This is a genomic window from Kitasatospora sp. NPDC001225 (assembly GCF_053597855.1).
Window position 1 is genome coordinate 1 of the sequence record NZ_JBSFJC010000041.1, and the last position, 14686, is coordinate 14686.

Annotated in this window: 12 protein-coding genes; 7 read left to right on the forward strand and 5 right to left on the reverse strand. The window is 75.4% G+C overall.

Translation table 11 applies throughout. From position 1 onward, the window contains the following. A partial coding sequence (locus ACWDCZ_RS16665; protein ID WP_449816260.1) for a DEAD/DEAH box helicase occupies window positions 1-1480 on the reverse strand: 1480 nt, incomplete at its 3' end. A 693-nt stretch (window positions 1481-2173) separates the two neighbouring features. Here ACWDCZ_RS16665 and ACWDCZ_RS16670 point away from each other — a divergent pair. Further along, window positions 2174-2902: a ferritin-like fold-containing protein gene (locus ACWDCZ_RS16670; RefSeq protein ID WP_049660234.1), complete on the forward strand. Its 729-nt coding sequence runs from the start codon at window positions 2174-2176 to the stop codon at window positions 2900-2902. Between the two features lie 24 nt (window positions 2903-2926). On the opposite strand, the gene ACWDCZ_RS16675 is transcribed toward ACWDCZ_RS16670, so the two are convergent. From ACWDCZ_RS16675 to ACWDCZ_RS16685, 3 genes are all read right to left on the reverse strand, one after another. Beyond that, window positions 2927-3253: a hypothetical protein gene (locus tag ACWDCZ_RS16675; protein ID WP_074001381.1), complete on the reverse strand. Its 327-nt coding sequence runs from the start codon at window positions 3251-3253 to the stop codon at window positions 2927-2929. 171 nt (window positions 3254-3424) lie between these two features. Next, a complete protein-coding gene (locus tag ACWDCZ_RS16680) occupies window positions 3425-3652 on the reverse strand; it encodes a DUF3107 domain-containing protein (protein WP_049660675.1) in 228 nt (75 codons plus the stop codon). A 131-nt stretch (window positions 3653-3783) separates the two neighbouring features. Beyond that, on the reverse strand, window positions 3784-4446 hold the full coding sequence (locus ACWDCZ_RS16685) for a TetR/AcrR family transcriptional regulator (protein WP_049660673.1): 663 nt from the start codon (window positions 4444-4446) through the stop codon (window positions 3784-3786). Between the two features lie 221 nt (window positions 4447-4667). Between ACWDCZ_RS16685 and ACWDCZ_RS16690 the strand changes: the two genes are divergently transcribed. The 5 genes from ACWDCZ_RS16690 to moeZ all read left to right on the forward strand — a co-directional run bounded on the left by ACWDCZ_RS16690 (window position 4668) and on the right by moeZ (window position 11306). Beyond that, the gene (locus ACWDCZ_RS16690; protein ID WP_117489448.1) at window positions 4668-5570 is read left to right on the forward strand and encodes an alpha/beta fold hydrolase; all 903 of its coding nucleotides are present in this window, start codon (window positions 4668-4670) and stop codon (window positions 5568-5570) included. 526 nt (window positions 5571-6096) lie between these two features. Further along, a complete protein-coding gene (locus tag ACWDCZ_RS16695; protein ID WP_449816261.1) occupies window positions 6097-7686 on the forward strand; it encodes a DUF3492 domain-containing protein in 1590 nt (529 codons plus the stop codon). Then, a complete protein-coding gene (locus ACWDCZ_RS16700) occupies window positions 7686-8765 on the forward strand; it encodes a hypothetical protein (protein ID WP_449816262.1) in 1080 nt (359 codons plus the stop codon). Before ACWDCZ_RS16695 ends, ACWDCZ_RS16700 begins: the two co-directional genes overlap by 1 nt. A 142-nt stretch (window positions 8766-8907) precedes the next feature. Continuing rightward, window positions 8908-9897 (forward strand): NAD-dependent epimerase/dehydratase family protein, encoded by a 990-nt coding sequence (locus tag ACWDCZ_RS16705; protein WP_049657289.1) that lies wholly within the window; start codon window positions 8908-8910, stop codon window positions 9895-9897. Between the two features lie 230 nt (window positions 9898-10127). Further along, complete coding sequence (moeZ, locus tag ACWDCZ_RS16710) at window positions 10128-11306, forward strand: adenylyltransferase/sulfurtransferase MoeZ (RefSeq protein ID WP_074001386.1); 1179 nt, start codon at window positions 10128-10130, stop codon at window positions 11304-11306. A gap of 78 nt (window positions 11307-11384) precedes the next feature. Here the strand turns inward: moeZ and ACWDCZ_RS16715 are convergent, their stop codons facing one another. Further along, window positions 11385-14123 carry a lysylphosphatidylglycerol synthase transmembrane domain-containing protein gene (locus ACWDCZ_RS16715; RefSeq protein WP_234348593.1) on the reverse strand — a complete coding sequence of 913 codons (2739 nt, stop codon included), beginning with the start codon at window positions 14121-14123 and terminating at the stop codon, window positions 11385-11387. A gap of 135 nt (window positions 14124-14258) precedes the next feature. Here ACWDCZ_RS16715 and ACWDCZ_RS16720 point away from each other — a divergent pair, with 135 nt between their 5' ends. After that, a complete protein-coding gene (locus ACWDCZ_RS16720) occupies window positions 14259-14612 on the forward strand; it encodes an MGMT family protein (RefSeq protein ID WP_049657293.1) in 354 nt (117 codons plus the stop codon). The last annotated feature ends 74 nt before the right edge of the window (window positions 14613-14686 follow it).

The following is a 14686-nucleotide window of genomic DNA, read 5'->3' on the forward strand; positions in this document are numbered from 1 at the left end:
GACGGCGCGGCGCGGCCTCGCCCTCGGCGCCCTCGACGGCCGGAGCCGCCGCGGCGGCCTCGGTCACGCCGGCGACGGCCTCGCCCTCGGTGCCGACCGCCGCGCCCCGACGGGTGCGGCGGCGCTCACGGTTGCGGCGCGGCTTCTGCTCCTCGGCCTCGGCCGCGCCGGAGCCCGGACGGTCGGAGCCCGGACGGTCGGAGCCGGAGCCGGCGCCCGGACGGTCCGAGCCGCCCTGGCCGCCGCGCCCACCGCGACCGCCGCGGGGTGCGCGGGCACCGCGTCCACCGGTCTCGCCGAGGTCCTCGACCTCCTCCGCGTTGAGCCCGGCGCGGGTGCGCTCCGAGCGCGGCAGGATGCCCTTGGTGCCCGGCGCGATCTTCAGCAGCTCGTACAGGTGCGCCGAGGTGGAGTAGGTCTCCTCCGGGTCGTTGAACGACAGGTCCAGCGCCTTGTTGATGAGCTGCCAGCGCGGGATGTCGTCCCAGTCGACCAGGGTGACGGCGGTGCCGGAGGCGCCGGCCCGGCCGGTGCGGCCGATCCGGTGCAGGTAGGTCTTCTCGTCCTCGGGGCACTGGTAGTTGATGACGTGGGTCACGCCCTCGACGTCGATGCCGCGGGCCGCGACGTCGGTGCAGACCAGCACGTCGACCTTGCCGTTGCGGAAGGCCCGCAGGGCCTGCTCGCGGGCGCCCTGGCCGAGGTCGCCGTGGACCGCGCCGGCCGCGAAGCCGCGCTGGGTCAGCTGGTCGGAGACGTCGGCGGCGGTGCGCTTGGTGCGGCAGAAGATCATCGCCAGCCCGCGGCCGTCGGCCTGCAGGATGCGCGAGACCATCTCGACCTTGTCCAGCGAGTGCGCACGGAAGATGTGCTGCTCGATGTTGGCGACGGTCGCGCCGGTGTCGTCCGGGGCGGCGGCCCGGATGTGGGTCGGCTGGCTCATGTACCGGCGGGCGAGGCTGATGACCTGGCCCGGCATGGTGGCCGAGAACAGCAGGGTCTGCCGCTTGGCCGGCAGCATGGTGATGATCTTCTCGACGTCGGGCAGGAAGCCCAGGTCGAGCATCTCGTCGGCCTCGTCCAGGACCAGCGCGCGGACCTTCGACAGGTTCAGCTTCTTCTGCCCGGCGAGGTCCAGCAGACGGCCCGGGGTGCCGACGACGATGTCGACGCCCTTGTTGAGCGCCTCGACCTGCGGCTCGTACGCCCGGCCGCCGTAGACCGCGAGCACGCGGACGTTGCGGACCTTGCCGGCGGTCTGCAGGTCGTTGGTGACCTGGGTGCAGAGCTCGCGCGTCGGGACGACGATCAGCGCCTGCGGGAAGTCGGAGAGCTGCTCCTCGGTCGCCCGGCCCGCGTCCACGTCGGCGCGCACGATGGCCCGCTCGATCAGCGGGAGGCCGAAGCCGAGGGTCTTGCCGGTGCCGGTCTTGGCCTGGCCGATGACGTCGTGGCCGGTCAGCGCGACCGGGAGGGTCATCTCCTGGATGGGGAAGGGGTGGACGATGCCGACGGACTCGAGTGCCTCGGCGGTCTCCGGGAGGATCCCCAGGTCCCGGAAGGTCGTCTTGATGGGTTCAGCGGTGGTGGACAGGGTGCTGCCTCTTCCGTTTTCGAAAGGGCCGAGAGCGAGCGGCGGGCGGGCAGCCGCGCGGCTGTCTACGGGCCTGGACGGCCCTGGTACAGCTGCGCGGACGCACAACCGCGCCGGTCCCTGCGGCCGGCCGGTGCGCGCTGCCCGGTGCGGGGCGCGTCGCCGGCGGCGTCGGGGAGGATTCCCGTGAGGGACCTGCGCGGGACCTCCGCCTCGGGGCGTGGTCTCGGCGGCCCTCGCTCGGCCACTGATGCGGTGCCAAGGCTTGAGGTCCAAGCCATGGTCGGAGCCGATCGGCTCTCCGACCGGGCATCCGCGTACGTGAGTACCCGTGCCACCGGTGCGGACACGTCCGGTTGGACGGTGCCGCTACGGAGGGTTCGCGCGGGGTACCGAGACGGCGGTGACACCATGCGAACACGACGGGCTCCGTACCACCATACAGTCAGGCGACGACTCGAACACGTGACGCGTCTGACATTGCCCCCGGCAACTGCCACCGGAGCGGCCGGTCCGGGCGGTCACCCGGGCGTGCCTGGTGGTGGGGCGGACAGGCGGGCGGGACTAAAGTTGCGGGTCATGGAGACCCATGGTGAGACGCAGGACGCGGCGGCCGGCTCGATCGGGGACTGGGCCGCGTGCTCGGCCGACCCCGGCTACCGGGCGGCGGTGCTCGACCTGCTCGGCGCGCTCGCGTACGGCGAGCTGAGCGCCTTCGAGCGGCTCGCCGAGGACGCCAAGCTGGCGCCCGACCTCGCCGACAAGGCGGCGCTGGCCCGGATGGCCTCCGCCGAGTTCCAGCACTACCAGCGGCTGCACGACCGGCTCGCCGAGGTCGGCGCCGACCCGCAGGAGGCGATGCGGCCGTTCGTCGAGCCGCTGGAGCTGTTCCACCGGATGACGGCGCCCTCGGACTGGCTGGAGGGCCTGGTCAAGGCCTACGTCGGCGACGCCATCGCGACCGACTTCTACCGCGAGGTGGCCGTCCGGCTGGACGACGACACCCGCGACCTGGTGCTGAGCGTCATGTCCGACACCGGCCACGCCCAGTTCGCCGTCGACAAGGTCCGCCAGGCGATCGAGGCCGACCCGCGGGCCGGCGGCCGGCTCGCCCTGTGGGGCCGGCGGCTGATGGGCGAGGCGCTCAGCCAGGCCCAGCGGGTGGTCGCCGAGCGCGACGCGCTGTCCAACCTGCTGGTCGGCGGCGTCCAGGTGCAGGGCTTCGACCTGGTCGAGGTCGGCAAGATGTTCAACCGGATCACCGAGGCGCACACCAAGCGGATGGCCGCCCTCGGCCTGGCCTCCTAGCGGCCCGCGACCTACCGGGGGTGCTCAGGCCGCCCGGTGCCGCCGCGCCGCGCGGTGGGTGCCGGGCCGGTGGGGGTGGTGCCGGTGGGCCGGGGCGCGCCCCGCGGCGAGGTCCGGCCGGGCCAGCAGCGAGGTGAGCACGCCCGAGGCCACCGCCGCGGCCGCGACGGACACCGCGGGCTGGCGGCCGTCCACGCTGAAGTGCGCGACCACCCCGCCGACCAGCGCCGCCGCCAGCGCGGTGCCCAGGACCAGGGCCCGGGCGGCCCGGAAGTACGCCGGGCGGGCCAGCAGGGCCGTGCCGCCCGTGACCAGGCCGACGAGGGCGAAGACGATCGACTCGACCAGCAAGGCTGCCTCCCGGGGGGACGGGCGTGCGGCACCGGCGCCGCACCCTCGCCGTACCCCGCCCCACCCGCTCGTACACGCGACGGAGCCCCACGGGCCACAGCGCCCCCGGACACGACGGTGCCCCGCTCCCTCGCGGGAACGGGGCACCGGACGATGCTGTGCTGCGGCGCCTCAGGCGGTGCCGAAGCCGACCTTGCGGGCGGCCGACTCGCCGATCTCCACGTACGCCAGGCGCTCGGCCGGGACGATGATGCGACGGCCGTGCTCGTCGGACAGCGCGAAGATCTTCTCCGAGCCCTCCAGCGCCTTCGCGACCGCGCTCTGGACCTCATCGGCAGTCTGCGAGCTCTCGATCACGATCTCGCGGGGCGCGTTCTGCACGCCGATCTTGACCTCCACGGCTTCCGTCCCTCCGGGGTTGCAGCCTCCACGCACGGGCACCGGACCGCCTGGGACAAGCGTTCGCGGCGACCGCGCCGTACGGCTTCACCATAGAGCACCGGATCCCCGGCCCGGCGAAGGTCGGCGGATCAGCCCTGGTGGGCGGTGCCCTCGCCGGACTGCTCGCCCGGGTGCATCGGGAAGCCCTTCAGACCGCGCCAGGACAGGCTGGCGACCAGCCGGACCGCCTCGTCGCGGGGGATCGCCAGGCCCTGCGACAGCCAGTACCGGGCGGTGATCTGGGCCAGGCCGCAGACCCCGGCGGCGAGCAGCTTGGACTCCGCCTCCGGCAGGTCGGTGTCCTCCTGGATCACCTTGCTGACGAGCGTCGCGCTCGCCTCGGAGGCCCGCTCGACCCGCTCGCGCACGGCCGGCTCGTTGGTCAGGTCCGACTCGAAGACCAGCCGGAAGGCGCCGGACTCGCTGGAGACGTAGTTGAAGTACGCCTCCATGGTGTTGGCCACCCGCTGCTTGTTGTCGGTGGTCGCCGACAGCGCCTCGCGGGTCGACTCGACCAGGGCGTCGCAGTGCTTGTCCAGCAGCGCCAGGTACAGCTCCAGCTTCCCGGGGAAGTGCTGGTAGAGCACCGGCTTGCTCACCCCGGCGCGGTCGGCGATGTCGTCCATGGCGGCCGCGTGGTAGCCCTGCGCGACGAACACCTCCTGGGCGGCACCGAGCAGTTGTTCACGGCGGGCGCTTCGCGGCAGGCGGGCACCGCGCGGGCGCTCCTGCGCCTCCTGGATGGCCGTCACGGCGCTCCTCACTTCGGGGTCTGTTCGCGGCTGGCAAGATGGCCGATTCTACTTTTCGGTAACCGCGTCCGCGTTCGGCGAAGGCGAGAAAAGACGATCGGCCTGGTTGTCAGGAGCCCACAATACGGCGCTGACCTCGGCCTCGGCAGTGGTGGAACGGAGGCGGCCGGCGGCCGGACCACCCCGGGGTTCCCGGGGCGGGCTCACTACCATCGTCCACCATGAGCAGCGCTGAGCAGCAGGTACGTACGGTCGAGGTCCCCGGCGCGGTGCTCGCGGTGCACCGTCCCGCCGTCGACGGCGCCGCCGACGGGCGCGAGCCCGGGCTCTTCGTGCACGGCCTCGGCGGCTCGGCCGCCAACTGGGAGGCCCTGATGGACCGGCTCGGCGGGCAGGTCGACGGCGAGGCCGTGGACCTGCCCGGCTTCGGCCGCTCCCACCCGCCCACCGACGGCAACCTCACCGTCTCCGGCCACGTCCGCGCGGTGATCGGCTACCTGGAGGCCTCCGGCCGCGGCCCGGTCCACCTGTTCGGCAACTCGCTGGGCGGCGCGGTCGCCGTCCGGCTGGCGGCGCTGCGCCCGGACCTGGTGCGCAGCCTCACCCTGGTCTCCCCGGCCCTGCCCGAGCTGCCCCCGCAGCACTCCGCCTGGCCGACCGCCCTGCTCGCGGTGCCCGGGGTGCCCGCGGTGCTGCGCCGGCTGTCCGCGGGCGGGCGCGACGCCGAGGCGGCCACCGAGGACCTGCTGCGGCTGGTCTACGGCGACCCGGGCAGTCTGAGCCCGGCGGCCCGGGCCGAGGCGGTGGCCGAGTACCGGCGCCGGCTGGAGGTGCCGCACGCGATGCAGGCGCTGGTCGGCTCGGCCCGCGGCATCGTCTCGGCGTACACCGAGCGCGGCGACCAGGCGCTGTGGCGGCAGGCCGAGCGGGTCGAGGCGCCGGTGCTGCTGGTGTACGGGCTGCGCGACAAGCTGGTCTCCTACCGCTCGGCCCGCCGCGCCTGCGCGGCCTTCCCGGACGCCCGGCTGCTGGTGCTGCCGGAGTCCGGGCACGTGGCGATGATGGAGCACCCCGACGAGGTCGCCCGCGCGGTGCGGGAGCTGATCGCGCACACCGCGGGCTGAGCGCGGACCACGGCCCGGGCGCACACGGCGGGCCGGGCGCGGACCAGGGGCTGAGCGCGTGCCGTGGCGGGCCGACCGCGCGCCCGGGCGGGGCCGCGCGGGCGGCCGCGCATACCGCCCGGTAACGCCCTGGTCCCGGTCGAGGTCACGTCGGTTCACTCGATCAGGTGGCAGGCAGGCATGTGACCGATGGATCGGCCCGGGCCGGTCCTACCTTTCTGCTGTCGGACCGAACAGGTGTGGGGGAGTCGCGGCCGCCGGAGGAACCGGAGGGCGGTCGCGGCCGAGGTCCCGGCGGGTCGGGCCCGACCGCCGGAGCGGGCGCCCGGGGGAACGGAACGCGGCGCGTCCGCGACCGGGCCGCCCGGAGGCACCGCGGCGCCGGCCCCGGCCGACCGGACTCCCCGGCCCCGACCGTCCCCGCCGCCGTACGGGGGCACCCCGGGCCACTGCCCGGGCCGCCCGGGCACCCGTCGGTCCGTCCGTGGTCCCGCCCAGCGAATCCGCTCTGCCCCGGAGGTCTCCCGTGCGCGTTGCCCTGCTCACCGAGGGTGCCCGTCCGCATCCCCGCCGTGGTACCGGAGGCTGGTGCGACCGGCTCGCCGAGGGCCTGCCGGAGCACGGGTTCGAGCGGTACCTGCTCACCGGCCCGGAACAGCCGGGCGCGGCGGAGCGGCTGTCGCCCGCCTGGCGCGGCGCGTACGAGCTGGCGCCGGGCGGCCGGGCACCGCGCGCGCCGCGCAGACGCCGGTACGCCGGGGCGTACGAACAGCTGGTGCGGGCCCTGGTGCTGCCCGGGGAGAGAGCGGGCTTCGGGCCGGGGCTGTACCGGCTGGCCGCGCTCGCCCGGGAGGACGGCACGCTGCCCGCCTTCCTGGCCTCCGCGCACGCCCGCCGGCTGCTGGAGCGGACCTGGCGGCTGCCCGGCGCGGACACCTCGGCCGGGCAGCCGCTGGTCTGCGACGTGCTGGTCGCGGCCGACCTGCTGGAACAGTGCCTGCGCCCGCTGTCCGCGCCCTGGTACGGCACCGGCCCCGGCGGCCTCGGCGCGGTCGACCTGTGCCACGTGGTCGGCGGCGGCCCGGCCGCGCTGCCCGCCCTGGTGGCCCGGCACCTGCACGGGGTGCCGTTCGTGGTCACCGAGCACGGACTGCACCTGCGCGAGCAGTACCTCGGCTACCGCGAGGCGCCGTACCGGTGGCCGGTCCGCGCCCTGCTGCTGTCCTTCTTCCGGGCGCTCACCGAGGAGACGTACCGGCGGGCCGCGATACTCACCCCGGGCAGCGCCCACGACCAGCAGTGGCAGCGCCGCTGCGGGGCCGATCCGGCGCGCACCCGGGTGGTGTACGAGGGCACCCCGGCGGTGGACCGCCCGGCCGCCGGGCCGGAACCCGCGGCGCCGACCCTGGTGTGGGCGGGCGCGCTGGAGCCGGGCCGGGACCCGGAGCTGGCGCTGCACGCCTTCGCCCGGGTCCGCGCCGACCTGCCCGGCGCCCGGCTGGTGGTGTACGGCGAGGAGGCGGCGCCCGGCTACCGGGCGCACTGCGCGGCGGTGGCCGAGCGGCTGGGAGTGGCGCCCGCGGTGGAGTTCGCGGGGCGGCCCCGCTCGCTGGCCGGGGCCTGGGAGTCGGGCACGGTGGCGGTCTTCTCGGGACTCTCCCAGCGCAGCCCCCGGCTGCTCGCCGACGCGCTGCTGAGCGGCCGGGCGGTGGTCTCCACCGACGTCGGGGTGGCCCGCGAGGTGGTCGGGCCGACCGGGCTGCTGGTGCCCGCCCGCGATCCGCGCGCCCTGGCCGGCGCCTGCCTGGCGCTGCTGCGCGACGAGGAGCGGCGGGGCCGGCTCGGTCTGGCCGGGCGGCTGCGGGCGCAGGAACGCTTCGCCGTGGAGCCGGTGATCGGCGCCTTCCGGGAGATCTACCTGGAGCTGGTCTCGCAGTACCCGGCCTTCCCCGGCGGCGGGGGCGGCGGCGAGGGCGTCCCGGCGCCGCGCCCCTTCGCCCGCCCCGCCGAGTACTGGCTGGCCGACGGCCCGCGCGGCGGCACTCCGCCGGACGGCGGCGCCCGGGACACGGCGGTCGGCGGCGTGCGGCCGGCCGAACTCGCGGAGGCCCGCTGATGTCCGGCGGCCCCCTGCCCGGCGGCAGCGCGGACCCGGTGCGCGAGGTGATGGCGGAGCACCGGGAGCTGTGCGAGCGCGCCGTCGACCCGCTGGAGATCGCCGCCGGGCTGGAGGAGGCCGGGCTCGGCCAGGACGCCGCCGCCCGCTGCCGGCACGCCGACCTGTTCTCGCTGGCCGAGGAGTTGTACGCCCGGGTGCCGCGCCGCCCGCCGCCGCCCGGGCCCGCGCAGCCGCGGTCGGGCGGGGCCGCGGCCCGGGCCGCGCTGACCGCCGCCGCGCTGGCCGCGCTGCCCTGCGCGGGGGCGGCCGCGCTCGGCCCGCGCTGGCCGGTGCTGCTGCCCGCCGCCGTCCCGCTGGTGCTGCTGCCCGCGCTGACCGCACCGGCCCCGGCCGAGCCCGGCCCGCCCTGTGCCGGGCCCGGGGTGCTGGGGCCCGGGCCGATGCCCCGGCCGTACCCCGGCTCCTGGCTGCGGCCGGCGGCGCTGGGCCACGGGCTGGGCCTGGCCGCGCTGCTGCTGCTCCCGCCGGCCGTGCCGGGCGGGGACCGCCCGCTGGCCGTCGCGCTGGTGCTGGCGGCGGCGGTGTCGGCCGGGTCGGCCGAGCGGACGGCCCGCTGGTACCGGCAGCTCGGCCGCGGCCACCTGGGCGCGGCGGGCACCCTGGCGGAGTTCCGGGCCCGGATGCGGCCGGTGCTCCCGGTCGCGCTGGCCCTGCACCTGGCGGTGCTCGGGGTGCTGAGCTTCGCCGCGCTGGCGGTGCTGGCCGTCGTCGCCCCGCGTCCCGGGCCGGGCCACGGCGGCGGGCTGCTGCACCTGGCGGCCGAGCGGGCCGGCCCCGCCCAGTGGGCGGCGCAGGGCGTGCTGGGCCTGCTGGTGGTGCTGCCGGTGCTGCTGGCGCGGTGCGGCCGGCCGGCGGCGGCCGCGGCGGGGGCGTCGGCCGGGGCCGCCGCGGTGCTCGGCCCGCTCGCCCTGGGGCGCTCCGCCCCGGAGGCCTGGCTGCTCGGCGGCGGCACCGTCGCGGCGGCGCTGCTGGCGTACGCCGGGGCGGTGCTCGGCCGGGCCGGCTCGCACCGGTGAGCGCCGTCCGCCCGTTCGCCACCCCCCGTTCGACGTTTGTCGGGGCCCGGTTCACGGTTCCCGCTCCCGTCCCGTTCGTTGAACTTCGTTGAATCCGTTCCGCCAGGTCGTCCCGAGCTGGCTTCGTGGAAGGACGCCCCCGATGAGGGTGCTGCTGCTGGGCGCCGACGGCTTCATCGGCCGCCGGGTCACCGATCGTCTGCTGATGGACCAGGAGTTGCAGGTGACGGTGCTCGGCCGACGCGACTCGGCCGACATCCGCTTCGACCTGACCACCGGGAGCCCGGGCGCGCTGGCCCGGTTCCTGGACGCGGTCGCGCCGCAGGTGGTGATCAACTGCGCGGGCGCCACCTACGGCAGCTCGCGCACCCTGATCCGGTCGAACACGCTGGCCGTCGCGACGGTCTGCGAGGCCATCCGGCGCTGCCGGGAGCCGGCCAGGCTGGTGCACGTCGGCTCGGCCGCCGAGTACGGGCCGGTGCCCGGCGGGGTGCCGGTCTCCGAGCAGGCCGAGCCGCGGCCGGTCGGCCCGTACGGGGTGTCCAAGCTGGCCGGGACGGAGCTGGTGCTGGCCTCCGGGCTGGACGCGGCGGTGCTGCGGGTCTTCGACGTGGTGGGCCCGGGGGCGCCGACCGCCTCGCTGTTCGGGCGGCTGGCCGAGGGCCTGCGGCGGGCGCTGGAGCGGGACGAGCACCAGGTGCGGATGCCGGACCTGTCCGGGTTCCGGGACTTCGTGGACGTCCGGGACGTCGCGCGGGCCATCCAGGCGGCCGCGGTGTCGGCCGCCACCGGGGTGGTCAACATCGGCAGCGGGCACGCCGTCCGGGCCCGGGACGCGGCCCAGCTGCTGGTGCGGGCCTCGGGCTTCGAGGGGCAGATCGTCGAGGAGAACCGGCCGGTCCTGCTGCCCGCGCAGGCCGTCGGGGCGGGCGGCGACCACCTGCCGGGCCACCACCTGCCCGGGCACCGGCCGGAGGGGCACCGGCCGGAGGGCCGGGCGGTGCCGGGCGAGCCGGTGCCGTGGCGGCAGGCGGACGTGCGCACCGCCCGGGACCGTCTCGGATGGCGGACGCAGGTGCCGCTGGAGGAGTCGCTGGGCGACGTCTGGCTGGAGACGGCCTGCCGGGTGTGAGCGCCTCCCGCGCGGCGCCCCGGGCCCGTCAACCACGGGTTCGGGGCGCCTTCCGGGGGCCCGGCCGCGGGTTCCACGATCCGGTGCCGCCCGTCTCGCCCATCGGACGGGCTGTCTCGGAATACCGGGGGCGCGTGACACTGTTGGCCTAGACAGCCACCCGAGTGGCGGAGCAGCAACCCGCAGCGAGGCTGGCCCTGGCCACCCGAACAAGACCCATCGGAGTCCCCGTGTCGTTGCCACCCCTGGTCGAGCCGGCCGCCGAGCTCACCGTTGACGAGGTCCGCCGGTACTCCCGCCACCTGATCATCCCGGACGTGGGCATGGCGGGGCAGAAGCGGCTGAAGAACGCCAAGGTGCTGTGCGTCGGCGCCGGCGGACTCGGCTCGCCGGCCCTGCTGTACCTGGCCGCCGCCGGTGTCGGCACGCTGGGCATCGTCGAGTTCGACGTGGTCGACGAGTCGAACCTGCAGCGCCAGGTGATCCACGGGCAGTCGGACGTCGGCCGCTCCAAGGCGGAGTCGGCCCGTGACTCGGTCAAGGAGATCAACCCGTACGTGAACGTGGTGCTGCACGAGGAGCGCCTCGACAACTCCAACGTCATGGAGATCTTCGCCGGCTACGACCTGATCGTCGACGGCACCGACAACTTCGCCACCCGCTACCTGGTGAACGACGCCGCGGTGCTGCTGGGCAAGCCGTACGTGTGGGGCTCGATCTACCGCTTCGACGGCCAGGCCAGCGTGTTCTGGGCCGAGCACGGCCCCTGCTACCGCTGCCTGTACCCGGAGGCCCCGCCGCCGGGCATGGTCCCCTCCTGCGCCGAGGGCGGCGTGCTGGGCGTGCTGTGCGCGTCCATCGGCTCGATCCAGGTCAACGAGGCGATCAAGCTGCTGGCCGGCATCGGCGAGCCGCTGCTCGGCCGGCTGATGATCTACGACGCCCTGGAGATGAACTACCGCCAGGTGAAGGTCCGCAAGGACCCGAACTGCGCCGTCTGCGGTGAGAACCCGACGGTCACCGAGCTGATCGACTACGAGGCCTTCTGCGGCGTCGTGTCGGAGGAGGCGCAGGCCGCCGCCGCCGGTTCGACCATCACCTCGCAGCAGCTCAAGCAGTGGCAGGACGACAAGGAGGACATCTACCTCATCGACGTCCGCGAGCCCGGTGAGTACGAGATCGTCAACATCCCCGGCGCGGTGCTGATCCCGAAGAACGAGTTCCTGATGGGCGACGCGCTGGAGAAGCTGCCGCAGGACCGGAAGATCGTGCTGCACTGCAAGTCGGGCGTGCGCTCGGCCGAGGTGCTGGCCGTGGTCAAGGCCGCGGGCTTCGGCAACGCCGTCCACCTGGGCGGCGGCGTGCTCGGCTGGGTGAACCAGATCGAGCCGCACAAGCCGGTCTACTAGGACGCGCACGGGGAAGGGCCCGCCGCGCCTTGGATTCCCAAGGTGACCGGCGGGCCCTTCCCCGTGTCCGGGGGCGGCTCAGAGCGCGTTCCTGCGCTGGAGCACGTTGTAGGAGATCCAGCCCGGCAGCACCGGTAGCCAGAAGGTGAGCGCCCGGTAGAGGAAGACCGCCGGGGTGGCGACCGCGGGGGAGACGTCCGCGACGGTCAGGGCGCCGATCAGGGCGACCTCGACCGGGCCGATGCCGCCGGGGGTGGGGATCGCCGAGCCGGCCGCGTTGGCGGTCAGGAAGACCACCGCGACGGCCGAGAAGCTGACGTCGCCGCCGAAGGCCTGCACCGAGAAGTCCAGGCAGGCGGTGAAGGAGAGGGTCAGCAGCAGGATGCCGCCGAAGCCGGTGACCAGCTTGCTGGGCGTCTGCATCAGGTCGAGCATCCGCGGCACCACGCCGAAGAACAGCGAGCGCAGCCGGCCCAGCACGAACCGGCGCAGCGGCGCGACGGCGGCCACCACCAGGGCGAGCACGGCGGCGGTCAGCACGCCGATGATCACCGCGCGGGAGGCGGAGAGGTCCCCGTTGGTCTGGCTGCCGGTGATCAGGCCGAAGCTGAACAGCAGCAGCAGGTGCCCGGCCAGGCCGGCCAGCTGGGAGGCGCCGACCGAGGCCACCGCCTGGCCGGAGCGGATGCCGGCCTTCTGCAGGTAGCGGGTGTTGAGCGCGATGCCGCCGATCGCGGCGGGGGCGACCAGCTTGACGAAGGAGCCGGCCAGCTGGGCGGCGACGGTGCGCCGGAACGGCAGCTTCTCGGGCACGAAGCCGGTCAGGCTCATCGCGGCGGCGACGTAGCTGAAGGCGGCGGCGAGCAGGGCGGCCGCGGCCCAGGCCCAGTTCATCTGGGAGAGCTTCAGCTGGGCCGGCTTGATGGTGGTCAGGGCCAGGTAGGCGGCGAAGGTGAGCGCGATCACCATGATCAGGCTCTTCGGCTTCAGCCGTTCCAGCTTGGCCGGGGCCATCGGGGCCTCGGGGGCGATCTGGAGGATCTGGCCGCGGATGCGGCTCAGCAGGTCCTCGCCGGCCGCCGCGATGTCCTCCTCGGCCTGCTCCTGGGTGCGCTCGCCGGCCGCGACCTGCTCCAGCGCCCTGGCCCGGGCGGCGGCCTTGCGCTCCTTGGTGAGCTTGGCGAGGTCGACCCGGGTGGAGCGGCTCATCCCGACCGGCTGGAGCAGCGGCAGCGCCTGCGCCACCCGCTCGGCGCCGAGCACCGCGTTGGCGGTGGCGACGGCGCGCTCCGGGCCGATCCGCAGGGCGAAGGTGGTGAGCAGCTGGGCGACGTCGATCCGCAGGGTCAGGTCGGTGGCGGCGATGTCGCCGCCGGAGAGGTTGACCAGGCAGCCGGTCCGCCCGTCCACCACCAGCAGGGACTCGCCGGTGAGCCGGCGGTGGGCGATCCGGCGCTCGTGCAGGGCGGTCACGGACTGCCAGATCGAGGCCATCACCGGGTCGGTGACCTCCTCGTCGGCCAGCTCGTCCAGGGTGCGGCCCTCGACGTTCTCGTAGACCAGGATCGCGGCGTCCGGGCCGAGCTCGGAGGTGGCGACCAGCTGCGGCGCGCGGGCGCCCGAGGCGGCCGCCGCGTACGCGATCAGGGCCTCCTGCTCCAGCGCCTGGCGCAGCGACTGGGGGCTGCGGCGCACCGCCACCGAGCGCAGCCGCAGCCGGCGCCAGGCCCGGTAGAAGAAGCCGGAGGCCTGCTGCTCGCGGTCGATGATGTGCACGTCCAGCGGGGGGCCGCCCTGCTGGGTGACCTGGTAGCGGCGGGTGCCGCCGGGGGCGTCGGGGGCGCGCATGGCACCGGCCGGGGTGAAGCCGACCTTGCGCAGGCCGATCATCAGGTGCTGGCCGGTGGGCCGGATGTTGGGCGAGCCGATCGCGTACAGCGTGCCGTACGCGACGGACCAGCCGGTCAGCACGGTGAGCAGCAGCGACAGCGGGGTGGTGTAGCCGCCGAGCAGCTCGGTGACCCCGCTGAAGACCACCACCACCCACAGGGCGACCCGCCAGCGCGGTCTGCTCGACATGCCGACGGCGGTCATGTAGGCGATCACCGGGGCGAGGTAGCCGTGCACCGGGTCGGTGAGGGTGCCGGTGCTGTCCAGCGGCAGCTGGGTCAGCGCGTCCCGGATGTGGTCGGAGGCGCCTTCGGCCACCCACCAGTCGATGCCGAGCGAGACGCCGTACGCCAGCACCGAGGCGAGCACGCCGTCGGCGACCCGCAGGCCGTCGCGTTTGATCAGCCGCTCGACCGCGAAGGCCAGCGGCACGGCGAGCACCGCGACGCTGGAGAGCAGGCCGGTGATGGTGGAGAACACCGCGGAGAAGTGCGGCGCGTTGGAGGCGATGTCCTGCTCGATGCCGGTGGTGGTCGAGGTGGCGATGCCGGCCAGCACGAAGACGGCGACGATGCCGAGGACGCCGGCCAGGAAGCGGATCAGGTCGGACGGGCGGTGCGCGCGGGCGGCGAGCAGCGGCTCGTCGACGTCCAGGTGCGGGGCCTCGTCCGGCGGCTCGGGCTCCCCGGGCGGGGCGGCGGGGGCCGCGGGCGCCGGGGCGCCGGTGGTCTCGGCCGGGGGCGGGCCGGGCTGCTCGGGGGTCTTCGCGGGTGCGGGGGTCTTGATCGTCCGGTCCTTGATCAGGGAGACTTCCGGCGTCGGCCCGGGTTCGGGCCGGCCCTCGCCCCCGCTCCCGGGCGCCGACGGCACGGCGGCAGCGGACTCGTCGGAGTCCTTGTCCACGCCCACGTCAGCCGTCCCGGTCATCTGGTCTTGTCCTCGTATCACCACTCACCGCCCCGGAAGATGGTGGCATGCCCCGGCGCCCCGTGCGGGACAGGGGGCGGATCGGGCGCGGCGGATCGTACGGACGGGGCCGCGGGCGCGCCCCCGTAGGGAAGAATGCCGCAGGTGACGGACGCAACACACGACGGCCCTCCGGACGCCCTGCCGCCGTTCGCCGAACTGGTGCTCGACCTGACCGAGCGGATTCCACCCGGCCGGGTGATGACCTACGGCGACGTCGCCGAGTACCTCGGCCAGGGCGGCCCCCGACAGGTCGGCCGGGTGATGGCCCTGTACGGCGGCCCGGTGCCCTGGTGGCGGGTCGTCCGCGCGGACGGCCGGCTGCTGCCCGGGCACGAGCACCGCGCCCTCGACCACTACGGCGAGGAGGGCACCCCGCTGCGCGAACTCGCCGACCCGCCCCGGGTCGACCTCAAGCGGGCCCGCTGGGACGGTCGGCCGATTCCCTAGGGGGGCTTGACCGACGGCCGCCGCACGGACCGGACTGACAGCGCGGGACCGTAGGCTCGATACGGGCGGGTCCG

Excerpts from the sequence above, each read along its gene's own strand:
- ACWDCZ_RS16670 (WP_049660234.1), top strand. The coding sequence starts at position 2,174 with ATGGAGACCCATGGTGAGACGCAGGACGCGGCGGCCGGCTCGATCGGG.
- ACWDCZ_RS16690 (WP_117489448.1), top strand. The coding sequence starts at position 4,668 with ATGAGCAGCGCTGAGCAGCAGGTACGTACGGTCGAGGTCCCCGGCGCG.
- ACWDCZ_RS16700 (WP_449816262.1), top strand. The coding sequence starts at position 7,686 with ATGTCCGGCGGCCCCCTGCCCGGCGGCAGCGCGGACCCGGTGCGCGAG.
- ACWDCZ_RS16705 (WP_049657289.1), top strand. The coding sequence starts at position 8,908 with ATGAGGGTGCTGCTGCTGGGCGCCGACGGCTTCATCGGCCGCCGGGTC.
- ACWDCZ_RS16715 (WP_234348593.1), bottom strand. The coding sequence starts at position 14,123 with ATGACCGGGACGGCTGACGTGGGCGTGGACAAGGACTCCGACGAGTCC.
- ACWDCZ_RS16720 (WP_049657293.1), top strand. The coding sequence starts at position 14,259 with ATGCCGCAGGTGACGGACGCAACACACGACGGCCCTCCGGACGCCCTG.